This window comes from Streptomyces sp. NPDC056296, from assembly GCF_042268605.1.
Lineage (GTDB): Bacteria > Actinomycetota > Actinomycetes > Streptomycetales > Streptomycetaceae > Streptomyces.
On record NZ_JBHJRX010000106.1, the window covers coordinates 1 to 15,382 of the forward strand.

15 protein-coding genes and 2 pseudogenes are annotated in these 15,382 nt (G+C 69.4%); 2 read left to right on the forward strand and 15 right to left on the reverse strand.

The features are described 5' to 3' along the window. The 7 genes and pseudogenes from ACFCZF_RS39685 to ACFCZF_RS39715 all read right to left on the reverse strand — a co-directional run. Positions 1-617 (reverse strand): annotated as a pseudogene (locus tag ACFCZF_RS39685) (ribonuclease E/G); the annotation flags it as partial. A gap of 274 nt (positions 618-891) precedes the next feature. Then, positions 892-1,668 (reverse strand): TIGR03936 family radical SAM-associated protein, encoded by a 777-nt coding sequence (locus ACFCZF_RS39690; protein WP_376675798.1) that lies wholly within the window; start codon positions 1,666-1,668, stop codon positions 892-894. Between the two features lie 48 nt (positions 1,669-1,716). After that, entirely contained in the window at positions 1,717-2,826 is a 1,110-nt protein-coding gene (locus ACFCZF_RS39695) for a hypothetical protein (RefSeq protein WP_376675799.1), read from the reverse strand. Between the two features lie 63 nt (positions 2,827-2,889). Continuing rightward, a complete protein-coding gene (locus ACFCZF_RS39700; RefSeq protein WP_376675800.1) occupies positions 2,890-3,306 on the reverse strand; it encodes a hypothetical protein in 417 nt (138 codons plus the stop codon). A gap of 275 nt (positions 3,307-3,581) precedes the next feature. After that, entirely contained in the window at positions 3,582-3,719 is a 138-nt protein-coding gene (locus ACFCZF_RS39705; RefSeq protein ID WP_376675801.1) for a S1 RNA-binding domain-containing protein, read from the reverse strand. A gap of 28 nt (positions 3,720-3,747) precedes the next feature. Further along, complete coding sequence (locus tag ACFCZF_RS39710) at positions 3,748-4,536, reverse strand: class I SAM-dependent methyltransferase (RefSeq protein ID WP_376675802.1); 789 nt, start codon at positions 4,534-4,536, stop codon at positions 3,748-3,750. 529 nt (positions 4,537-5,065) lie between these two features. Continuing rightward, entirely contained in the window at positions 5,066-5,197 is a 132-nt protein-coding gene (locus ACFCZF_RS39715) for a hypothetical protein (protein WP_376675812.1), read from the reverse strand. A 49-nt stretch (positions 5,198-5,246) separates the two neighbouring features. Here ACFCZF_RS39715 and ACFCZF_RS39720 point away from each other — a divergent pair, with 49 nt between their 5' ends. Beyond that, on the forward strand, positions 5,247-6,809 hold the full coding sequence (locus tag ACFCZF_RS39720) for a recombinase family protein (protein WP_376675809.1): 1,563 nt from the start codon (positions 5,247-5,249) through the stop codon (positions 6,807-6,809). 162 nt (positions 6,810-6,971) lie between these two features. Here the strand turns inward: ACFCZF_RS39720 and ACFCZF_RS39725 are convergent, their stop codons facing one another. From ACFCZF_RS39725 to ACFCZF_RS39740, 4 genes are all read right to left on the reverse strand, one after another. Next, the gene (locus ACFCZF_RS39725) at positions 6,972-8,348 is read right to left on the reverse strand and encodes a replication initiator (RefSeq protein WP_376675810.1); all 1,377 of its coding nucleotides are present in this window, start codon (positions 8,346-8,348) and stop codon (positions 6,972-6,974) included. 290 nt (positions 8,349-8,638) lie between these two features. Continuing rightward, complete coding sequence (locus ACFCZF_RS39730) at positions 8,639-8,836, reverse strand: hypothetical protein (RefSeq protein ID WP_376675803.1); 198 nt, start codon at positions 8,834-8,836, stop codon at positions 8,639-8,641. Then, a complete protein-coding gene (locus ACFCZF_RS39735; RefSeq protein ID WP_376675804.1) occupies positions 8,833-10,134 on the reverse strand; it encodes an FtsK/SpoIIIE domain-containing protein in 1,302 nt (433 codons plus the stop codon). The genes ACFCZF_RS39730 and ACFCZF_RS39735 overlap by 4 nt, the downstream gene beginning before the upstream one ends. Continuing rightward, positions 10,134-10,484 (reverse strand): hypothetical protein, encoded by a 351-nt coding sequence (locus ACFCZF_RS39740; protein WP_376675805.1) that lies wholly within the window; start codon positions 10,482-10,484, stop codon positions 10,134-10,136. Before ACFCZF_RS39740 ends, ACFCZF_RS39735 begins: the two co-directional genes overlap by 1 nt. Before the next feature lie 165 nt (positions 10,485-10,649). On the opposite strand from ACFCZF_RS39740, the gene ACFCZF_RS39745 reads away from it, so the two are divergent. Next, positions 10,650-11,429: a GntR family transcriptional regulator gene (locus tag ACFCZF_RS39745; protein ID WP_376675806.1), complete on the forward strand. Its 780-nt coding sequence runs from the start codon at positions 10,650-10,652 to the stop codon at positions 11,427-11,429. 411 nt (positions 11,430-11,840) lie between these two features. Here the strand turns inward: ACFCZF_RS39745 and ACFCZF_RS39750 are convergent, their stop codons facing one another. The 4 genes and pseudogenes from ACFCZF_RS39750 to ACFCZF_RS39765 all read right to left on the reverse strand — a co-directional run. Then, positions 11,841-12,140, reverse strand: coding sequence for a hypothetical protein (locus ACFCZF_RS39750; protein ID WP_376675807.1), 300 nt, complete (start codon positions 12,138-12,140; stop codon positions 11,841-11,843). A gap of 146 nt (positions 12,141-12,286) precedes the next feature. Further along, a complete protein-coding gene (locus tag ACFCZF_RS39755; RefSeq protein WP_376675811.1) occupies positions 12,287-12,685 on the reverse strand; it encodes a VOC family protein in 399 nt (132 codons plus the stop codon). Between the two features lie 17 nt (positions 12,686-12,702). Next, on the reverse strand, positions 12,703-13,956 hold the full coding sequence (locus ACFCZF_RS39760) for an IS256 family transposase (protein ID WP_376675808.1): 1,254 nt from the start codon (positions 13,954-13,956) through the stop codon (positions 12,703-12,705). Between the two features lie 413 nt (positions 13,957-14,369). Continuing rightward, positions 14,370-15,200, reverse strand: a pseudogene (locus ACFCZF_RS39765) (phosphotransferase enzyme family protein); the annotation flags it as partial. Positions 15,201-15,382 lie beyond the last annotated feature (182 nt).

A 15,382-nucleotide genomic window follows, 5' to 3' on the forward strand; every position in this document is an offset into this window, starting at 1 on the left:
CTGCGCGTGGCACGACGCCGGGTACGGCGCGGGGCGGCGTCCTCGGCGGGCGCGGGGGCCTCAGCGGCCGCGGGCGCCTCGGCCTCGGCGGCTGCGGGCGCGGCGGCCGTCACCGGAGTGGCGGACGCCTCCTCGGCGACCGTCTCGGTCGGCGCGGTCACACTGCGCGTGGCACGACGCCGGGTACGGCGCGGAGCGGCGTCCTCGGCGGGCGCGGGGGCCTCAGCGGCCGCGGGCGCCTCGGCCTCGGCGGCGGTGGACGCCGGTACGACGGTCTCGGCCGTCTCTGCCGGCGTCGGGGCCCCGGCGGGCGCGGAGGCACGGCGCACCGCACGGCGCCGCGGGCGGCCCGCGGACGCGGGCTCCGGAGCCGCCTCGGGCGCCGCGGTCACCTCGGCGGCGGCCTCGGCTTCCACCTCTTCCGCCTCTTCGGCCTCGCCGGTCACCTCGGCCGGCGCGACGGTCTCCGCCTGCGTCTCGGGAGCACCGGACGGCGGGCCCGCCGGGCGGGACGCGGCCCTGCGCCGACGGCGCGGCGGCAGGGTGTCACTGGGGGTGTTCGATTCGGAGCCCGTCGAGGTGGTCGAGGACTCTGTGGGTTCGGTCGGTTCGAGCATGCGGGGGTTTCTCCCGTCAGGCTCCCGGGCGCCGCGCCTGGTCCGGCATCGATCAAGTCGACCGCCGGTGACGTCCGCGGCTCGCGCGATGCGCGGTCGCCGCCGTCCGGGGCGCGGGCGCCGCTCGGAAGCTCTCCGTGTCTTGTCTCGCCGGTTCCGTACCCCTTGTCGTGTACGGCCTGGCGAAAGTCTTGTGGTCGGTGCGCTGCCCGACCCAGGTGGCTCCCGAGTTCGAGGGCGGCGCTACGACATCCGTCCCTGAGCGGAACCTTCCTTACGCCGGCGCCTTCGCGACGGCGGAAGCGGCGGCCGGTTGCGGCTCGGGCGCTTCTGCCTCGCGGTCGGGCGCGAGCGGGTCGGTCACCGCACCGGTCTCTTCATCGAACAGCCCCTGCGCCAGCCTGGTCACCGCTGCGGGGACCGGCGGCGCCAGGTCGGCCACGGCGCGAAGACCGGACAGGACGTCGTCGGGTCGTACGGCAGGCGTCACGTGCCGAACAACCAGCCGCAGTATCGCACAGGGCTGGTCGGTCGGCCTATCAGCCGGCGAACCGTACGTGGTGACGCTCTCGAGGTGCGCGACGGCGGAGCGGGCGTCGAAGGTACGGACGCCGTTCTTGGTCCTGCGCTGGACCTCCACGTCCGAGGCCGCGTTGAAGGCCGCCACGGCGTGTTCGGCCTCCGCGGGCTCCACACCGGTCAGCCGCAGCTCCCACACGGAAGCCGTCAGCCGGTCGGCGAGTCCGGAGGTCCGGGCCTCGGCCGCCTCCACGATGTCGAGCCCGGTGGGCAGCGACTCGTCGAGAAGCAGCCTGAGCCGCTCCGGATCGCGCGCTTCGGTGAGCGCGATCTCCAGGTATTCCGCCTCACTGCCCGTGCCGGTGGGTGCGGCATTGGCGTACGACACCTTCGGGTGCGGCGTGAACCCCGCCGAGTACGCCATGGGCACCTCGGCGCGGCGCAGGGCACGCTCGAAGGCGCGCTGGAAGTCACGGTGGCTGGTGAACCGGAGGCGGCCGCGCTTGGTGTAACGCAGTCGGATGCGCTGCACCGCGGGTACGGGCGGCGGGCCTTCGGGCTGTCGCTTGCCCAGTGTCGTTCAGTCCTTCGTGAGAGCGGTCGTACTGCTACCAAGAGTACGTGCCTCGGCCGCGGATGGTTCCCGCCGGGCCACCGGCAGCGCCTTCGCCGGCTCCCCGAAAAGCATCCGGCGCACATCGGCGCGGGCCTGCCGCACGGACAGCCGGGCGGAGTCGAGCGCCTGCCGGGCCGCCCGCCCCACGCCGCGCGCGCCCTCGGCGAGCGGCCGCAGCACGCCGTCCCGCACGGCGTGCCCCACCGGCGTCAGAACGCTCCGGTACGCCCATCGCGCCGGCTCGGCGACGGTCCACCGGAAGAGAGCGCCGAGGAACCGCCCGACGGCGCGCGAGACGTACCCCGCGATCCGCCAGGCGTGCCCGAGGGCGTCCCAGACCTCCCTACCGATGACGGCGAGCACCCGGCCGACCGGCGTGAGCACCCACCGCCACAGCGCGAGGGCGGGCAGCACCAGCAGCACCCGGACGATCCAGTACAGGACCGTGCCCACGCCGGTGACGACCATGCCCAGGCACCAGACGAGCCCTCCGCCGCACCAGACGAGCCCCCTGCCGCACCAGGCCAGTCCCCGGCCGCACCAGGCGAGCGCGTGCCCGACCGGCGTCAGCACCCAGGCGTAGAGCCACGCCGCCGGTACGACGACGAGATACCGCGCGAGCCAGGCGAGACCGGCGTACAACCCCCGCCCGACGGCGGCGAACACGGCGCCCACCCCCGCGAAGAACCAGGCGAGCCCGTGCCCGACCGGCGTCAGCAGCCACCGGTACACCCACACCGCCGGTACGACGAGCAGCACGTTCCCGAGCCACCCGACCCCCTTGGCCAGCGGCACGAGGACATACCGCCACACCCCGACCAGCGGCCACACGAAGACGGCCCACCCGAGCCACGCCAGCGCCCGCCCGAACGGCCGCAGCACCGTGTCCCGCAGCACCCGCCCGGCGACGACCAGCGCGTCCCACACCATCCGCACCGGCACGACCAGCACCAGGACCACGATCCGCACCGGAATCCGGATCGCCACGACCAGACACCCCTCGGCATCCGACCGCCGCACCGCTTCCTCCCGCGGACCCACCCCGGGCGCCTTCTCCAGATCCACCATGCCCATGAAGACGCCACGCGACCCGGTTCGGATCCCACGGCGTCGACCGACACCAACTGCCGCAGGCCGTCAGTAGCCGGCGGTGCGATTGAAGCTGGTGATGTTGAGTTCGATGTCCTTCGTGCTCTTGAGCGTCGTGGGGTACTCGCCCCGGGCGGTCTGGCCGGGTTGTACGTCGGTCTCCAGTTGAGAGCCGTTCTCCACTCGGGTGCCGTCGGCGTCGACCGCTTCCCAGTCCCATGAGTAGTCGGACTTCTCGCTGCTGCTGTTCTTGATCGTCCAGGTGAGCCAGATGTTGGTGATGCCGGCCTCTGAGCGGTCCTCCAACTGGAAGCTGACGAGGTCCTCTCGCTCGCCGTCACCCCGGGGTTCCTGCCCCGTCTCCTGCGCCGTGTTCTCGGCGGTGGTCCTGCCGGGCGCGGGTGTGGTGCTCTCGTCGCTGCCCCCAGTCGCGATCACCAGCACGATCACGATGACGACGACCACCGCGGCGAAGGCACCGGCACATCCCCACAGACAGCCGCGCCCCCGCCGTTGACGGCGTGGCGGATCAGGAGGAGAGGTCCACTGCCCTGGAGGGCGAGTGTCCCCCCGGCTTCCCCACTGCGGACCGCTCGCCGGGGATCCGTCCGCAGGCGGCTCACTCGATGCCATGTCCGCCTCCTCCGTAGCGAATACCACCACGCTAGGAAGCGGGAAGGCCCACCGCGAGCCGAGAGCGCCGCTCAAGCGACAGCAGCCGTGGCCCGCACCGCAACCGCTCAGGCTCGTCGCAGCGAAAGCGACAGCCGGCGTCGCTCGCGGTCGATGTCCGTGACGACGACCATGAGGTCGTCGCCGACCTGTACGACATCCTCCGGGACCGCAACGGGCGCCTCGCTCAGCTCAGGCAGCCGCACCAAGCCTTCGAAGTCGACGAAAGGCGGATCAGCGCACCGACTCAGACGTGCCTCGCGCCTGGTCGCGGCTGGCGACCACCAGGTATCCATCGCTCTCGGGGTCGAACGTGGTGGACTGCACCGTGAGCCCGACACTGCGCAACTGCGCCACGAGGTCCTCGTACCGGTAGGGCCAGATGGACAACCGCTCCGAGCAGGCTCGCACTGCCCCATCCGGCTCGATCTGGGCGACCACGATCTCGAGGAAGTGTTCCTGCTCCCAGCGCTGCTCGATCTGCCAGTAGTAGCTGACGACCGCATCGCGGTCGTTGCGGCGGATGAGTCGATCGCGGACGTCTACCCGTGAGCCGGCGGAGCGCACGAGCTCCCAGTTGCGTGACGTGAGCACGAGGCGTCCGCCCGGATTCAGCAGCCGCGACATCGCCTCCAGTGCGCTCAGTCGCCCGGCTGCGCCCTCGGCGTGCCCGAGCGAGTTGCCGACGCAGAACACCAGGTCGAACGTGGAGTCCTCCAGGTGGTCGGGCAGCTCGTCCCAGCTCGCGCGGAGGGCTCGAAGCGAGACACCCTGCTCGTCGGCGGCCTTCTCGGTTCGGCGAACCATCCCGCTGCTGGCGTCTGCGGCGACCACGTCAAGGCCAAGACTCGCGAGACCGACGGCGAGCTGGCCGGTTCCACACGCGCAGTCGAGGACGCGCGCGTCGGGCGGCAGAGAGCCCACAACATCGCTGTAGTAAACCGCGGCTGCCTTGGCGGGGGTCAACCTGTCGTCCCCGATCAGCCACTCGTATACGTCGGAAAGCGCCCCATAACCAGCCACCGCGATACCTCCATCACTCGACGGCACGCGGGCGAGACCGCGCCTGCGATTCGGGCCTTGCGCCTCGCACTGTGCCGCGCCGTGTCAGCGAAGCATTGAGCAGGACCCAACCACTTCCGGCCGCTGAGACTCCACCGGATTTCGTGGGAAGGCGCGACTCGCCGCACCGACGCAGATCCCCACTTCACCGGCGCCCCATCGGGCCACGATGGGGGGCCGCAGCCGGCAACCGCGCGTTCAGGTGGCGTCTCTCCCGCCCTGGGGACAGGGCCACCGGACCAAAATCCTGCCGTCAGGACACCGCAGGTCCCTCTTCGGCCTCACACCCACTCCACGTCCAGCGATACGTCCGAAGGCGCGACGGGCGGCGGCAGCGGCGTTCTCAGTGTCTCCTTCGCCGGTTGCCGCCGATCCTTCCGCAAGCCCAGCGGCCTCAGCACCGCCACCGCGTCCGACTCCGTGATGTCAGCCACAGCGTCAGCGATGCGGTGGAGCGGCTCGCTCGTCCCAGGCCTCACGTTTCCGCTGGTCAGTCGGACTTCTTGACCGTCAACGGCAGCAGCTTCTTACCGGTCGGGCCGATCTGGATCTCCGTGTCCATCGCCGAACATATGGAAAAACGCTTAAAACCGCCCGCGAACTGCGCCACGCTGTCTGACATGAGGAAACGAGGACAGCGCCGACTCGCGGCAGACCGAGCGGCCTACAGCGTGGAAGCCGAGTGGACCGAAGCCGACCTTGCCCTGTTGGAGGAGCTCAAACGGGCTGAGGCCTTACTCCCCCAGGACGCACCCCGGGCGCTCTTATCTATCCGCTTGTCCGTACTGACAGACGACACGACGTCGCCGGTACGGCAGGAGCTCGATCTCCGCATCCTGGCCAGGGAGCGAGGGTGCCGAGTCGTCGGCGTCGCCTCCGACCTGAACGTGTCGGCGACGAAGGTTCCGCCGTGGAAGCGGAAGGAGCTCGGGGAGTGGCTGAACAACCGCTCCCCCGAGTTCGACGAGCTCTTGTTCTGGAAGCTCGACCGCTTCGTACGGCGCCTCTCCGATCTCTCGACGATGATCGAGTGGAGCCTGAAGCGCGGGAAGAACCTGGTCTCGAAGAACGACAGCCTCGACCTCACGACGACCGCCGGAAAGATCATGGTCACGATCATCGGCGGCATCGCCGAGATCGAGGCGGCCAACACCTCGACCCGCGTCGCGAGCCTGTGGGACTACGCGAAGTCGCAGGAAGACTGGATCATCGGGAAGCCGGCGTACGGATACGTCACGGACGAGGACGACACGGGGAAGGTCGTTCTCGTCATCGACCCCGAGGCGGCCAAGGCGCTGCACTGGGCCCGTCGCATGGCGTTGCGGGGACGCTCCGCCGGCTTCATGGTGCGCTGCCTGAAGCGGTCCGGCCTGATGACCCAAGGGCTCACCGTGGCAACGCTCCAACGCCGCCTGCGCAACCCCGCACTCCTCGGCTACCGGGTAGAAGAGGACAAAAACGGCGGGCAGCGACGATCGAAGCCGCTCCTCGGCAAGGACGGCAGGCCGATCAAGGTCGCCCCTCCCCTCTTTACTGAGGAGGAGTTCGAGACCCTCGGCGCCGCTCTCGACAAGCGCAAGAAGAACCAGCCGCCGCGCCGTGTCGGGGGTGTGACCCAGTTTCTCGGAGTCCTCCTGTGCGCCGACTGCAAGACGAACATGACCGTGCAGATCACGAACAACACGTACGGGACCTACCAGTACCTGCGGTGCCGCAATTGCAAGAGCGGCGGACTCGGAGCGCCCAACCCCGAGCGGGTCTACGAGCGCCTGGTGGAGGACGTGCTCAAGGTCCTTGGGGACTTCCCCGTGCAGGTTCGCCAGTACGCAGAGGGTGCCGAGGCCCGCAAGGAGATCAAGCGGCTTCAAGAGACCACCGCGCTGTACATGAAGGATCTCGAACCTGGGGGCCGGTACACGAAGACACGGTTCACGAAGGAGCAGGCGGAAGCAACGTTGGACAAGCTCATCAGTGAGCTCGAAGCGATCGACCCCGAGACCGCGAAGGATCGGTGGGTCAACGTCCACGGCGGCAAGACTTTCCGTGAGCACTGGCAGGAAGGCGGCATGGAGGCCATGTCCGCGGACCTGTACCGGGTAGGGATCCGCTGCGAAGTGACCCGCACGAAGGTGCCGAAGGTCCGAGCCCCGAAGGTGCACCTCCGCCTACTGATCCCGAAGGACGTACGCGAGCGACTCGTGATCCGAGAGGACGACTTCGCGCAAGCCTTCTGATCCAGCCCGCGCACGAACGAAGCCGCCTTCCCGTCATCTGAGGGAGGCGGCTTCGTCGGTTACTCGAACCATGCAGCAGGGTCAAACGGTTCTTCCGCACCGTCCTCGCCCACGATCACGATCTCGCTGTCGATCAAAGGCATCGCTTCGCTGGTCGCAGGCTCAAGCTTGGGCAAGGGAGTTATTGAACCCACCCCCCTGTCGGCTGGCTTCTGCGCTGAGGCGCCGAGACTCCGCGAGGTCTTCAGCGACTCCGGCAGCGATGAGAGCGGCGCCCGGTGTGTGGCCGGAGCCGACATAGCGCCAATGCGCGTCTGTGATCGCGTCGGGGATGTCGGTGTGGCCGACGTGGTGGGCGCGTTCGGCACGTAGTGCGGCGTAGGTGGTGGAGTAGACGCGGGATTTCGTGAGGATGTGGCCCCGGTAGCCGAGGGTGTGGGTCCAGGTACGTAGGCGCAGCGGTGCGTATTCGGGGAGGCCGCCGAGTCGCCAGCAGGTGTGCATGAGGGTGCGGACGTGTCGGCTGACGGGGGCCGTGTCGATGTCGTCCCTGGTGGTGACCTTATGGTCGGTGCCGGCGCCGGTCTCGTCGGTGCCTTTGGTGACGTACTTCGCGACGTACGCGGCCACGGCGTCGTCGTCGGGGCCGTCAGCGTCGGCGTGCAGGGCGCGGACGTCGGTCTGAGTACCCCAGGTCATATCCAGTTCGCCTACGGCCGGGCTGTAGGGAGTGCGGACGGTCACCCGCTGGGCGGACGCGTGCACGGCGCGGGTGAGCCGGTCAGGGGTGCCCCAGGGCGGGGGTTCGTCGGTGGGACCGTCCGGGCCGTCGAGGCGGATCACAGCGTGCACGTGGACGGCCGCTCGCTTCTGGTACTCGGCGATACGAGCGAAGGACAACCGGGCGTGCCGGGCGAAGCGCGACTGCACGATGCCGGCCGAGGAGGCGAGGCGGCGGCGGACGTCGATGACGAACCGGTCCCACAGCTTGGCAGCGTGCGCGTGCCAGAGGACGTGGCCGGTGTAGTCGTAGCAGTCCGGGCAGACAGGTTGGCCGACCAGCGGGTCAGCCGGGGCGTGGACGGTGTGGCAGCCGAGGGGACGGCCGTGCTCGCAGGCACCGCCGTCACGGCGGGGGCGGCACGTTGTGCCCACGCGGTGTACCGGTCCGAAGGAGGGGGCGGTGAGGGTGACGAAGAGGCGAGGCCGCGTGCGCACAGTGGCGGGGACGTTCTTGCCGCCGGTCAGTCCCGCGCGGACGAGGTGGAAGGTGTCTCCCGCGTGAAGGCGGGAGCAGGCGGGGCAGATGGTGGCGCGGCGGTTGCGGCAGCGGACGAGGAGGCGTTCGCCGGGTTCGTTGCGGGTGTCGTAGTGGTGGAGGATCTCGCCGGTCGCGTTGTCCAGGGTGGTGGTGTGGCCGGAGAGGTGGACGGGGTGGGCGCAGCCGCTGGTGGCGGTGATCTGTTGCAGCCAGCGGGGGAAGTCGGGGTCTTGGGCGATGCGGAGGGCGTCTCGGTCTGCTTCGGGGAGGTGACGCAGGCGCGCCGCGTGGTCGAGGGCGGCGCACCGGTCGGCCGGGGTGGTGGGGTGCGGGGTGATGGGGGTGACCTTCCGGGGTGGGCCGCCGCAGCGGCCGGGATGGTGGGTGGTGGCGCGTCGTCGTTCATGGGGATTACTCCTGGTCGGGGTGGTGGGGTTAGCGGATGGTGCCGGTGCCACGGCAGACGCGGCAGCGGCGCAGTCGTCCGGTCCAGGTTTTGCGGGCTCCGTCGCCCTTGCAGTGGGGGCACCTCACGCGGCGCATGGTCATGCGATGGGGTCCTTGTCTCTCAGGTGTGGGAGAAGCCGCTGATGACCCAGGTGACGAGGCCATGGATGGTGAACAGGACGGGGGTCTGTCCGAGGTAGAGGCCGAAGAGGCCGACGCAGACCGCTTCCCAGCCGCGTACGTCGCGGGAGCGGACGAGGAGGACGGTGATGATCCCGAAGACCACCGCGAAGCCGAACGCCGTACGTTCGCTGATCACTTGCCGTCTCCTTCCAGCGCCACCAGGGCGCGGTCGATGGCGGGGAGTTCGGGAGTCATGCCGGAGTGCTTCCGGGCCGTGGCCACGGCCTCATCGGTCGAGGTGAGGTGGGAGCGGGCACGCGCCCAGCCGCCGTCAGGTCCAGTGCAGACAGCCACGCCGCGTTCCTGGGCCGTGATGGCTTGAGCGACGGTTACGGCGTCCTTGTTGAGGTCGCCGAGGGTCATTTCTGCGGTGCCGGGGTCGTTGACGCGGTGGCAGATCCGGCCGCCGAGCTGGGCGCGCAGGGCGGTGACGCCGGGGCCGAGGTCGGAGCCGACGCGTTGGCCGGCCACGACCAGGTGCAGGCCGAGTGCGGCGCCGAGCTGCGCCAGCCGCAGCAGGAGCGTGGAGCACTGCTCTGCTTCCGCCTTGCTCTGGCGGGTGCCGTCGGACAGGTACAGTTCCGCGATCTCGTCGACCAGGACCACGACCGGCACCGGGCGGAGCTTGTCCGGCAGCTCCCAGATCGAGCGGACCCCGGCCGTGCGGCAGGCGTTCATGCGGTCCTGCATGTCGACCACCAGAGCAGTCAGCACGGCGACTGCTTCGCGCCTGCATGTGGCGAGTGCGCTGAGCCGTTCGGTGAAGAGGCCGAGTTCCATGCCGCCCTTGCAGTCGATGCCGACCAGCGCGACGGGTTGGGGTGCGAGTTGGGTGATGAGCCGGGCGAGGAGGGCGGACTTGCCGGAGCGGGTGGCCCCGGCGATGAGCCAGTGCGGGACCAGGCGCAGGTTCATCACCCACGCCCCGCCCGTCTCCAGCGCGCCGATGAGGGCGGAGAGCAGTTCGGCCGGTGCGCTGGCTAAGCCGGGCCGCTCCAGCGGGTCTGTGGCCGTGGCGGTCAGCAGCACGAGGCCGCGTTCCGGCGAGGTCACCCGGACCGCGTGGACCTTCCACGCGTGGACCAGGGCGTCAGCCGCCTGCATGTATGTGGCCGGGGTCTGGCCCGCGTGCAGCCGCACCACCACGCTCAGCCCCATGCGGGCGGCGCGCGGGAAGGAGATCCGCGGAGCCACCGGCCGCACCGGGTCGCCCTTGACCAGCAGATGCCCGACCAGCGTCCGGGCGGGGAGCCGGGATACTGCGAGGTCGTTGAGCAGGGCGACCCGCCGCCAGGTGAACACCACCCGCCAGGCCGCCGCCGGGTATCCGGTGAGGTACCAGTGCCAGGCCGGACGATGCCGGCGCACCAGGTCACCGACGACCAGAAGCCAGGCCACTACCGCCAGGGCGAAGGCGAGGAGGAGAGGTCCCATCAGGCGTCACCGCCCTTGTCCTGAGTCGTCGCCGTACCGGAGATGGGGGTGATGGCGTCGGCGCGGAAGCTGATGCCGTGCCGGTCGCCCATCGCCCAGGCGAACGCGGTCAGGCCGGTGACCTTGACGATCTGGCCCTCTTGGATGCCCTTGGGCTCGCCGCTCACGGCGATCTCGATGACGGAGATCCGCCGCCGGTCCTGCCGCACGGTCACCGCGACGGTATAGACCGGGTTGCCGTCCCGGTCCTTCTTCACCTCCTGTGTCTCGGGGTTGCTGAGCTTTGCTTCCGGCGCGATGGCGCAGCGCAGTACGCCGAGCCGCGTCGTGTCCACGGGAATGGACTGCATGTTCTGTGGCCTCCCTGGCCGTCGAGGGCGCCCGACCTATCCGGACGTCACTTGTCCTTACGAGTTATGACTATGGAGTTCTGTACGGTGAGAGTGCAAGTACTTATGCTGACGAGTGATGTCGCGCGTGCGACGTGTCTACGACACCAGACCGGAGATGTTGAGATGACGGAGATCCAGCGCCCCGGAGCCCTCTACCAACAGGTGGCCGCAGCCATCCGGGAAGCGATCCTGTCGGGCGAGTTCGCCCCCGAGTCCCTGCTGCCGTCCGAAGCCCAGCTCATGGCCCGCTACGAGGTGTCCCGCCCCACCGTCCGCAACGCCATCGCAGCCCTGCGCGCGGAAGGTCTGGTCGATGTCCGGCACGGCAAGGGCAGCTTCGTACGCTCCGACGGGCACCCCACACTCGCCCTTGACCGCCGCATCCAGCACGCCCCTGGCGGAAAGTTCGTGATGCCCGGCGGCGACGTCTGGGACGAGGCCGAGGAACCGAGCGTGCACCGCACGCGCACGACGAAGGCGACTGGGCGACTCCTCGGTCTGGGCGAGGAAGAGGAGCTGTTCGGCTGTGACCGTCTCCTGTCCGACGCCGCCGCGGGCACCCGGGCGATGCACCGGATGCTGATCCCTTTCGAGGTCGCCGAGAGTGTGCCGGCACTCGCCAAGGAGCCTGGCCAGCAGCAGACAGCCGTCTACACGGTGCTCGCCAAGGCGGGGCACAAGCTGTGGTGGTCGGAGACGGTGCGCGCCCGTATGCCGGTGCCCGACGAGCGCGTCACGCTCCAGCTCCCGGATGCGACCCCGATCCTGCACCTGTCCCGCATCACGCACGGCACCGACGACCGGCCGCTGATCCTCGAAGAACTCCGCATCGGAGCCGACCGCGCCGAAGCCGCCTACCGGATCACCGCCGACAAACAACCCACCCGACGCCGCCACACCTGACCGGCAACGATGATCGGTCGAAACCACCTTCACTTCCTCAAGGGCGCGCCTGCGGCGCGCCGGGGCGCCCGGCCGCCCCGGCCGGGCATGCGGCGTGACCGCCGATCCCGTCCGGTCGCCCGACGCCCCACACCGCAGCACGGCCGAGGAGTCGAGGCGACGCCCGCCCGCCGGAGGCTGGGGCGTGGTCGGCTGAGGGTCGCCGGGCTCCGAGACTTTAAGGCAGCCACCATGGGGCGAGCCTCGAAGAACAGGGGGCCCATCGGGCACAAACGCGGGCAGGACCAGTGCCTGCCCGATTCGCCGGGCGAGCGTAAGGCCCCCTGTTCACTCGCCCCATGGCAGCTCCCGCCCAAAGTCTCTCTACCCGACGACGTGCCCACCCGCACCGCCCACCCACCACGGCGCCCATCACCGCGCACAGCCGTCACGGTCAGCCAGCGCCTCCTGGACTACGGCGAGCCGGTCCGCCGTCTCCGGCCAGCCCGCCAGGCGCACCACGCCGCGCCCCGTCTCGTCCGCCGATGCCACGGCTCGCACCGCGGACGACTCGAAGCCGGCGCCCAGGAGCGCACGATTCAGCCGATCCGCAGACTCACGCGCCGACCGCCAGCCCCCGACGTAATCGACCCCCCGCACCCACAGACCCGACTCCGCGTCCGCGATGTCGTCGAGGTCGTCACGAAGCCAATCCTCACCCGCGCCAGTCACTTGGCCACTCCCATCCGCTTAACCGACGGATCGTCAACTCTTCGTGGCCCGGGGCGTGTAGACAGCACAGCGACCCCGGTACTATCGGGCACCGGGGAACGCTGTGTCCCCTCGAGTAATCGTCAAGACCTGTGGATCAGTTGATCTCAGTTGTGTTGTGGTGGGTTGATCGCGACGAGTTCGACCTCGAAGCCGTCGTCGTTCTCCAGGTAGGCGGCATAGTGCTGTGCGCCGCCGGCGTGCGGGTGTCGGTCGGGGAACAGCAGATGCCAGCCGTGCCGGGTCGCGTTGGTGGCCAGCTGGTCGACCGCGGTGTCGTCTTCGACGTGGAAGGCCAGGTGGTTCAGCCCAGGCCGGCAGCGGTCGTGCCGGTCGGCGGTGAGGGCCGGGGACTGCTCAAGGACCAGGTAGGTCGCCCCGAGCCGCCAACTGCGTCCGGTGTTCCAGCTCTGGAAGAGGGTGTGGCCCAGCGTCTCCAGCAGCCAGCCGAGAGAGGCGACCGCGCGGTCGAGGTTGGGCACCCACAGCTCGACGTGGTGCAACATGCCACTGGTGGGCCGGTTCACGCCGCCACCGCCTCGGGGCGCTCGACGAGGTGGCCACGTTCGAAGCGGGCTCCGGCCCAGACCAGGGCGACGAGGTGGGGTGCGTTCACGGCCCGCCAGCGTTCCTGGGCTGACTCGATGAGCTTGAAGACCATGGCGAGGGCGGCGGCCCGGCTGCCGGCACCCTTGGTGACCTTGGTGCGCAGCCGGACGGCGGCGAAGGTCGACTCGATCGGGTTCGTGGTCCGCAGATGGATCCAGTGCTCGGCGGGAAAGTCGAAGAACGCCAGCAGCTCCTCCTCGTCGTCCGTGAGCCGCTTGACGACCTTGGGGTACTTCGCCCCGTACTGCTTGGCGAACGCTGCGACGGCCTTGGCCGCGTGCTCCTTGTCCTCGGCGTTGTAGATTTCCTGGATCGCGCGCTTGGCCGCGGGCTGGGCCGACTTCGGCAGCGCGTCGAGCACGTTCGCGGTCTTGTGCACCCAGCACCGCTGGTGACGGGTTTCGGGGAACACCTCGTTCAACGCGTTCCAGAAGCCGAGCGCCCCATCGCCGACGGCCAGGACGGGGGCGTGCATGCCCCGGCGGGCGCAGTCCCGCATCAGTGCTGCCCATGCCTCCAAAGATTCGCGGTAGCCGTCGGTCATCGCGATCAGTTCCTTGGTGCCGTCCGCCCGCACGCCGATCATGACTAGGACGGCGGCCTTCGCTTCCTCCAGGCGAATGCGCAGGTGAACGCCATCAGCCCAGACGTAGATGTAGTCCGTGGCGGACAGATCGCGGTCCATGAACGCCTTGTGGTCGGCCTGCCACTGCGCGGTCAGCCGTGTGATCGTCGCGGGTGAGAGGCCGGCGGAGGAGCCGAGGAACTGCTCCAGCGCGGGCACGAAGTCACCGGACGACAGACCGTGAAGGTAGAGCAGCGGCAGTACCTCGCTGATCTTCGGCGACTTACGGGCCCAGGGCGGCAGGATCGCCGAAGAGAACCGCTTGCGCTCGCCGGTGGCCTCGTCGACGCGCTTGTCGTTGACCCGCGGAGCCTTCACTTCGATCGCCCCGGCTGCGGTCGTCACCTTCCGCGGCTGGTGGAAGCCGTTGCGCACGACCAGACGGCGGCCGGATTCGTCCCGCTGATCGGCCAACTCGGATATGTAGGCGTTGACTTCTGCTTCCAGAGCGGCGGCCAGCATCCGCCTCGCGCCCTCGCGGACGATGTCGTCAATCAGGGAGCCGTGTGGTGTCGTTCCGTCTTCGTTGACTACCGTGAGCACGGGCGTGCCTTCCCGACCGACGTTCGCAGCGTCGGCCTACTCGATGACCATCACAGGATCATTCGGGAAGGTACGCCCTCCGCGCGCCCACCCGAGGCCGATCCACAGGTCTTGAGCATTGCTCGTCCCCTCCCGGACCACCCCGGTTGCTGCCAGGCGCGGGGGTGGTCCGGTCTCGGTATGAGGTTGTGAAGCGCGGCCCCTTGGCCGGGTGGGGAACCCGGTAGACAGTTCGCAAGGGACCGCGCCCCGTGGGCCGGAGAGGTCAGACTCCGGCCGGTGTCCGGGCCGTCGCTCCGCTCCTGATCGCGAAGGAGTGTTCGGGAGGCGACGGCCCGGAGATCAACGAGGTGAGCCGACCTCTGCTCCTTGGGCCACATCCATGCGGCACCACACCGTCTTGCCGCCGCCTTCTCCCGGATGTTCTGCATGAGCCACGTCGTCATGCCGAACTCCTGAAGACCGCGCAGTGTCTCGCACCCAGGCCAGTCGTACAGGTCTCGCCCATAGGCGCTGACGAAGTCGGCGTACTGCTCGTCGCTCTGCCACCGAAGGCTGTGATGCTCAACGGCGGTGACCATCAAATCCCACTCAGGATGGTCGTAGCAGAAAGCCTCGAAGTCGATCAGCACCACCTGCCCACGATCGTCCACCATGAGGTTCTGCACGTGGGCGTCCCCGTGCACCGGCCCCTTGGGGGTATCGAACCGCAGGTCCGCATACCGGTCTTGCAGCTCACGCCACCGCTTCCGCAGGAACGTCCTGTCATCCTCGGGAATCGGTGCACGGTCGATCCGCAGTTCCTGCTTACCAAAGGGGTCAAACCGAGGCAACTCAAGCCCGGCCGGCACCGAGAGCGAATGAAGGTCATGCAGCACGGCCCCCAGCTCCCCGTAGGCAGGCTTTCTATCGCCCTCCACGATCCGGTGCCAGAACGTCACAGGGTGCCCGTGAATCAGCCGCGGTTGCTCAAGATCCTCCACGATGCGCGCGGCAGGGACCCCCTCCCCCTCCAACCACCGAGCAACGGCAACCTCCTTCTGAGCCGTCGGCAGCCACTCCCGTCCCCGGGCCACACGCACAATCACCGGGTCCTCAGCCAGCCGGAACAGTGCGTTCTCGCCGAGTCGGATCAACTTCGCACCTCTGTCGCCGAGCCCCGCAGCCCGGCACGCGGCAACCATGACCCGCGTAACCGCCGCCGACGAGAACCCCTCATCCGATCGAGCAGAGTCAACCACCATGCCCGTACCAGCTCCCCTAGTCGCGCGCGATCAACCGGCCCACGCCTAGGGGTGACCAACCCCGACGTACGCCTGACACGACCTAGATGTGCTGTCCCGGGACGTTGGTGACACGCGTGCTGGGTGCTTGAACAGGTGAGGGCCTTCTGGGTTCGGTGTGGATTGCGACATCTACCGCCGAC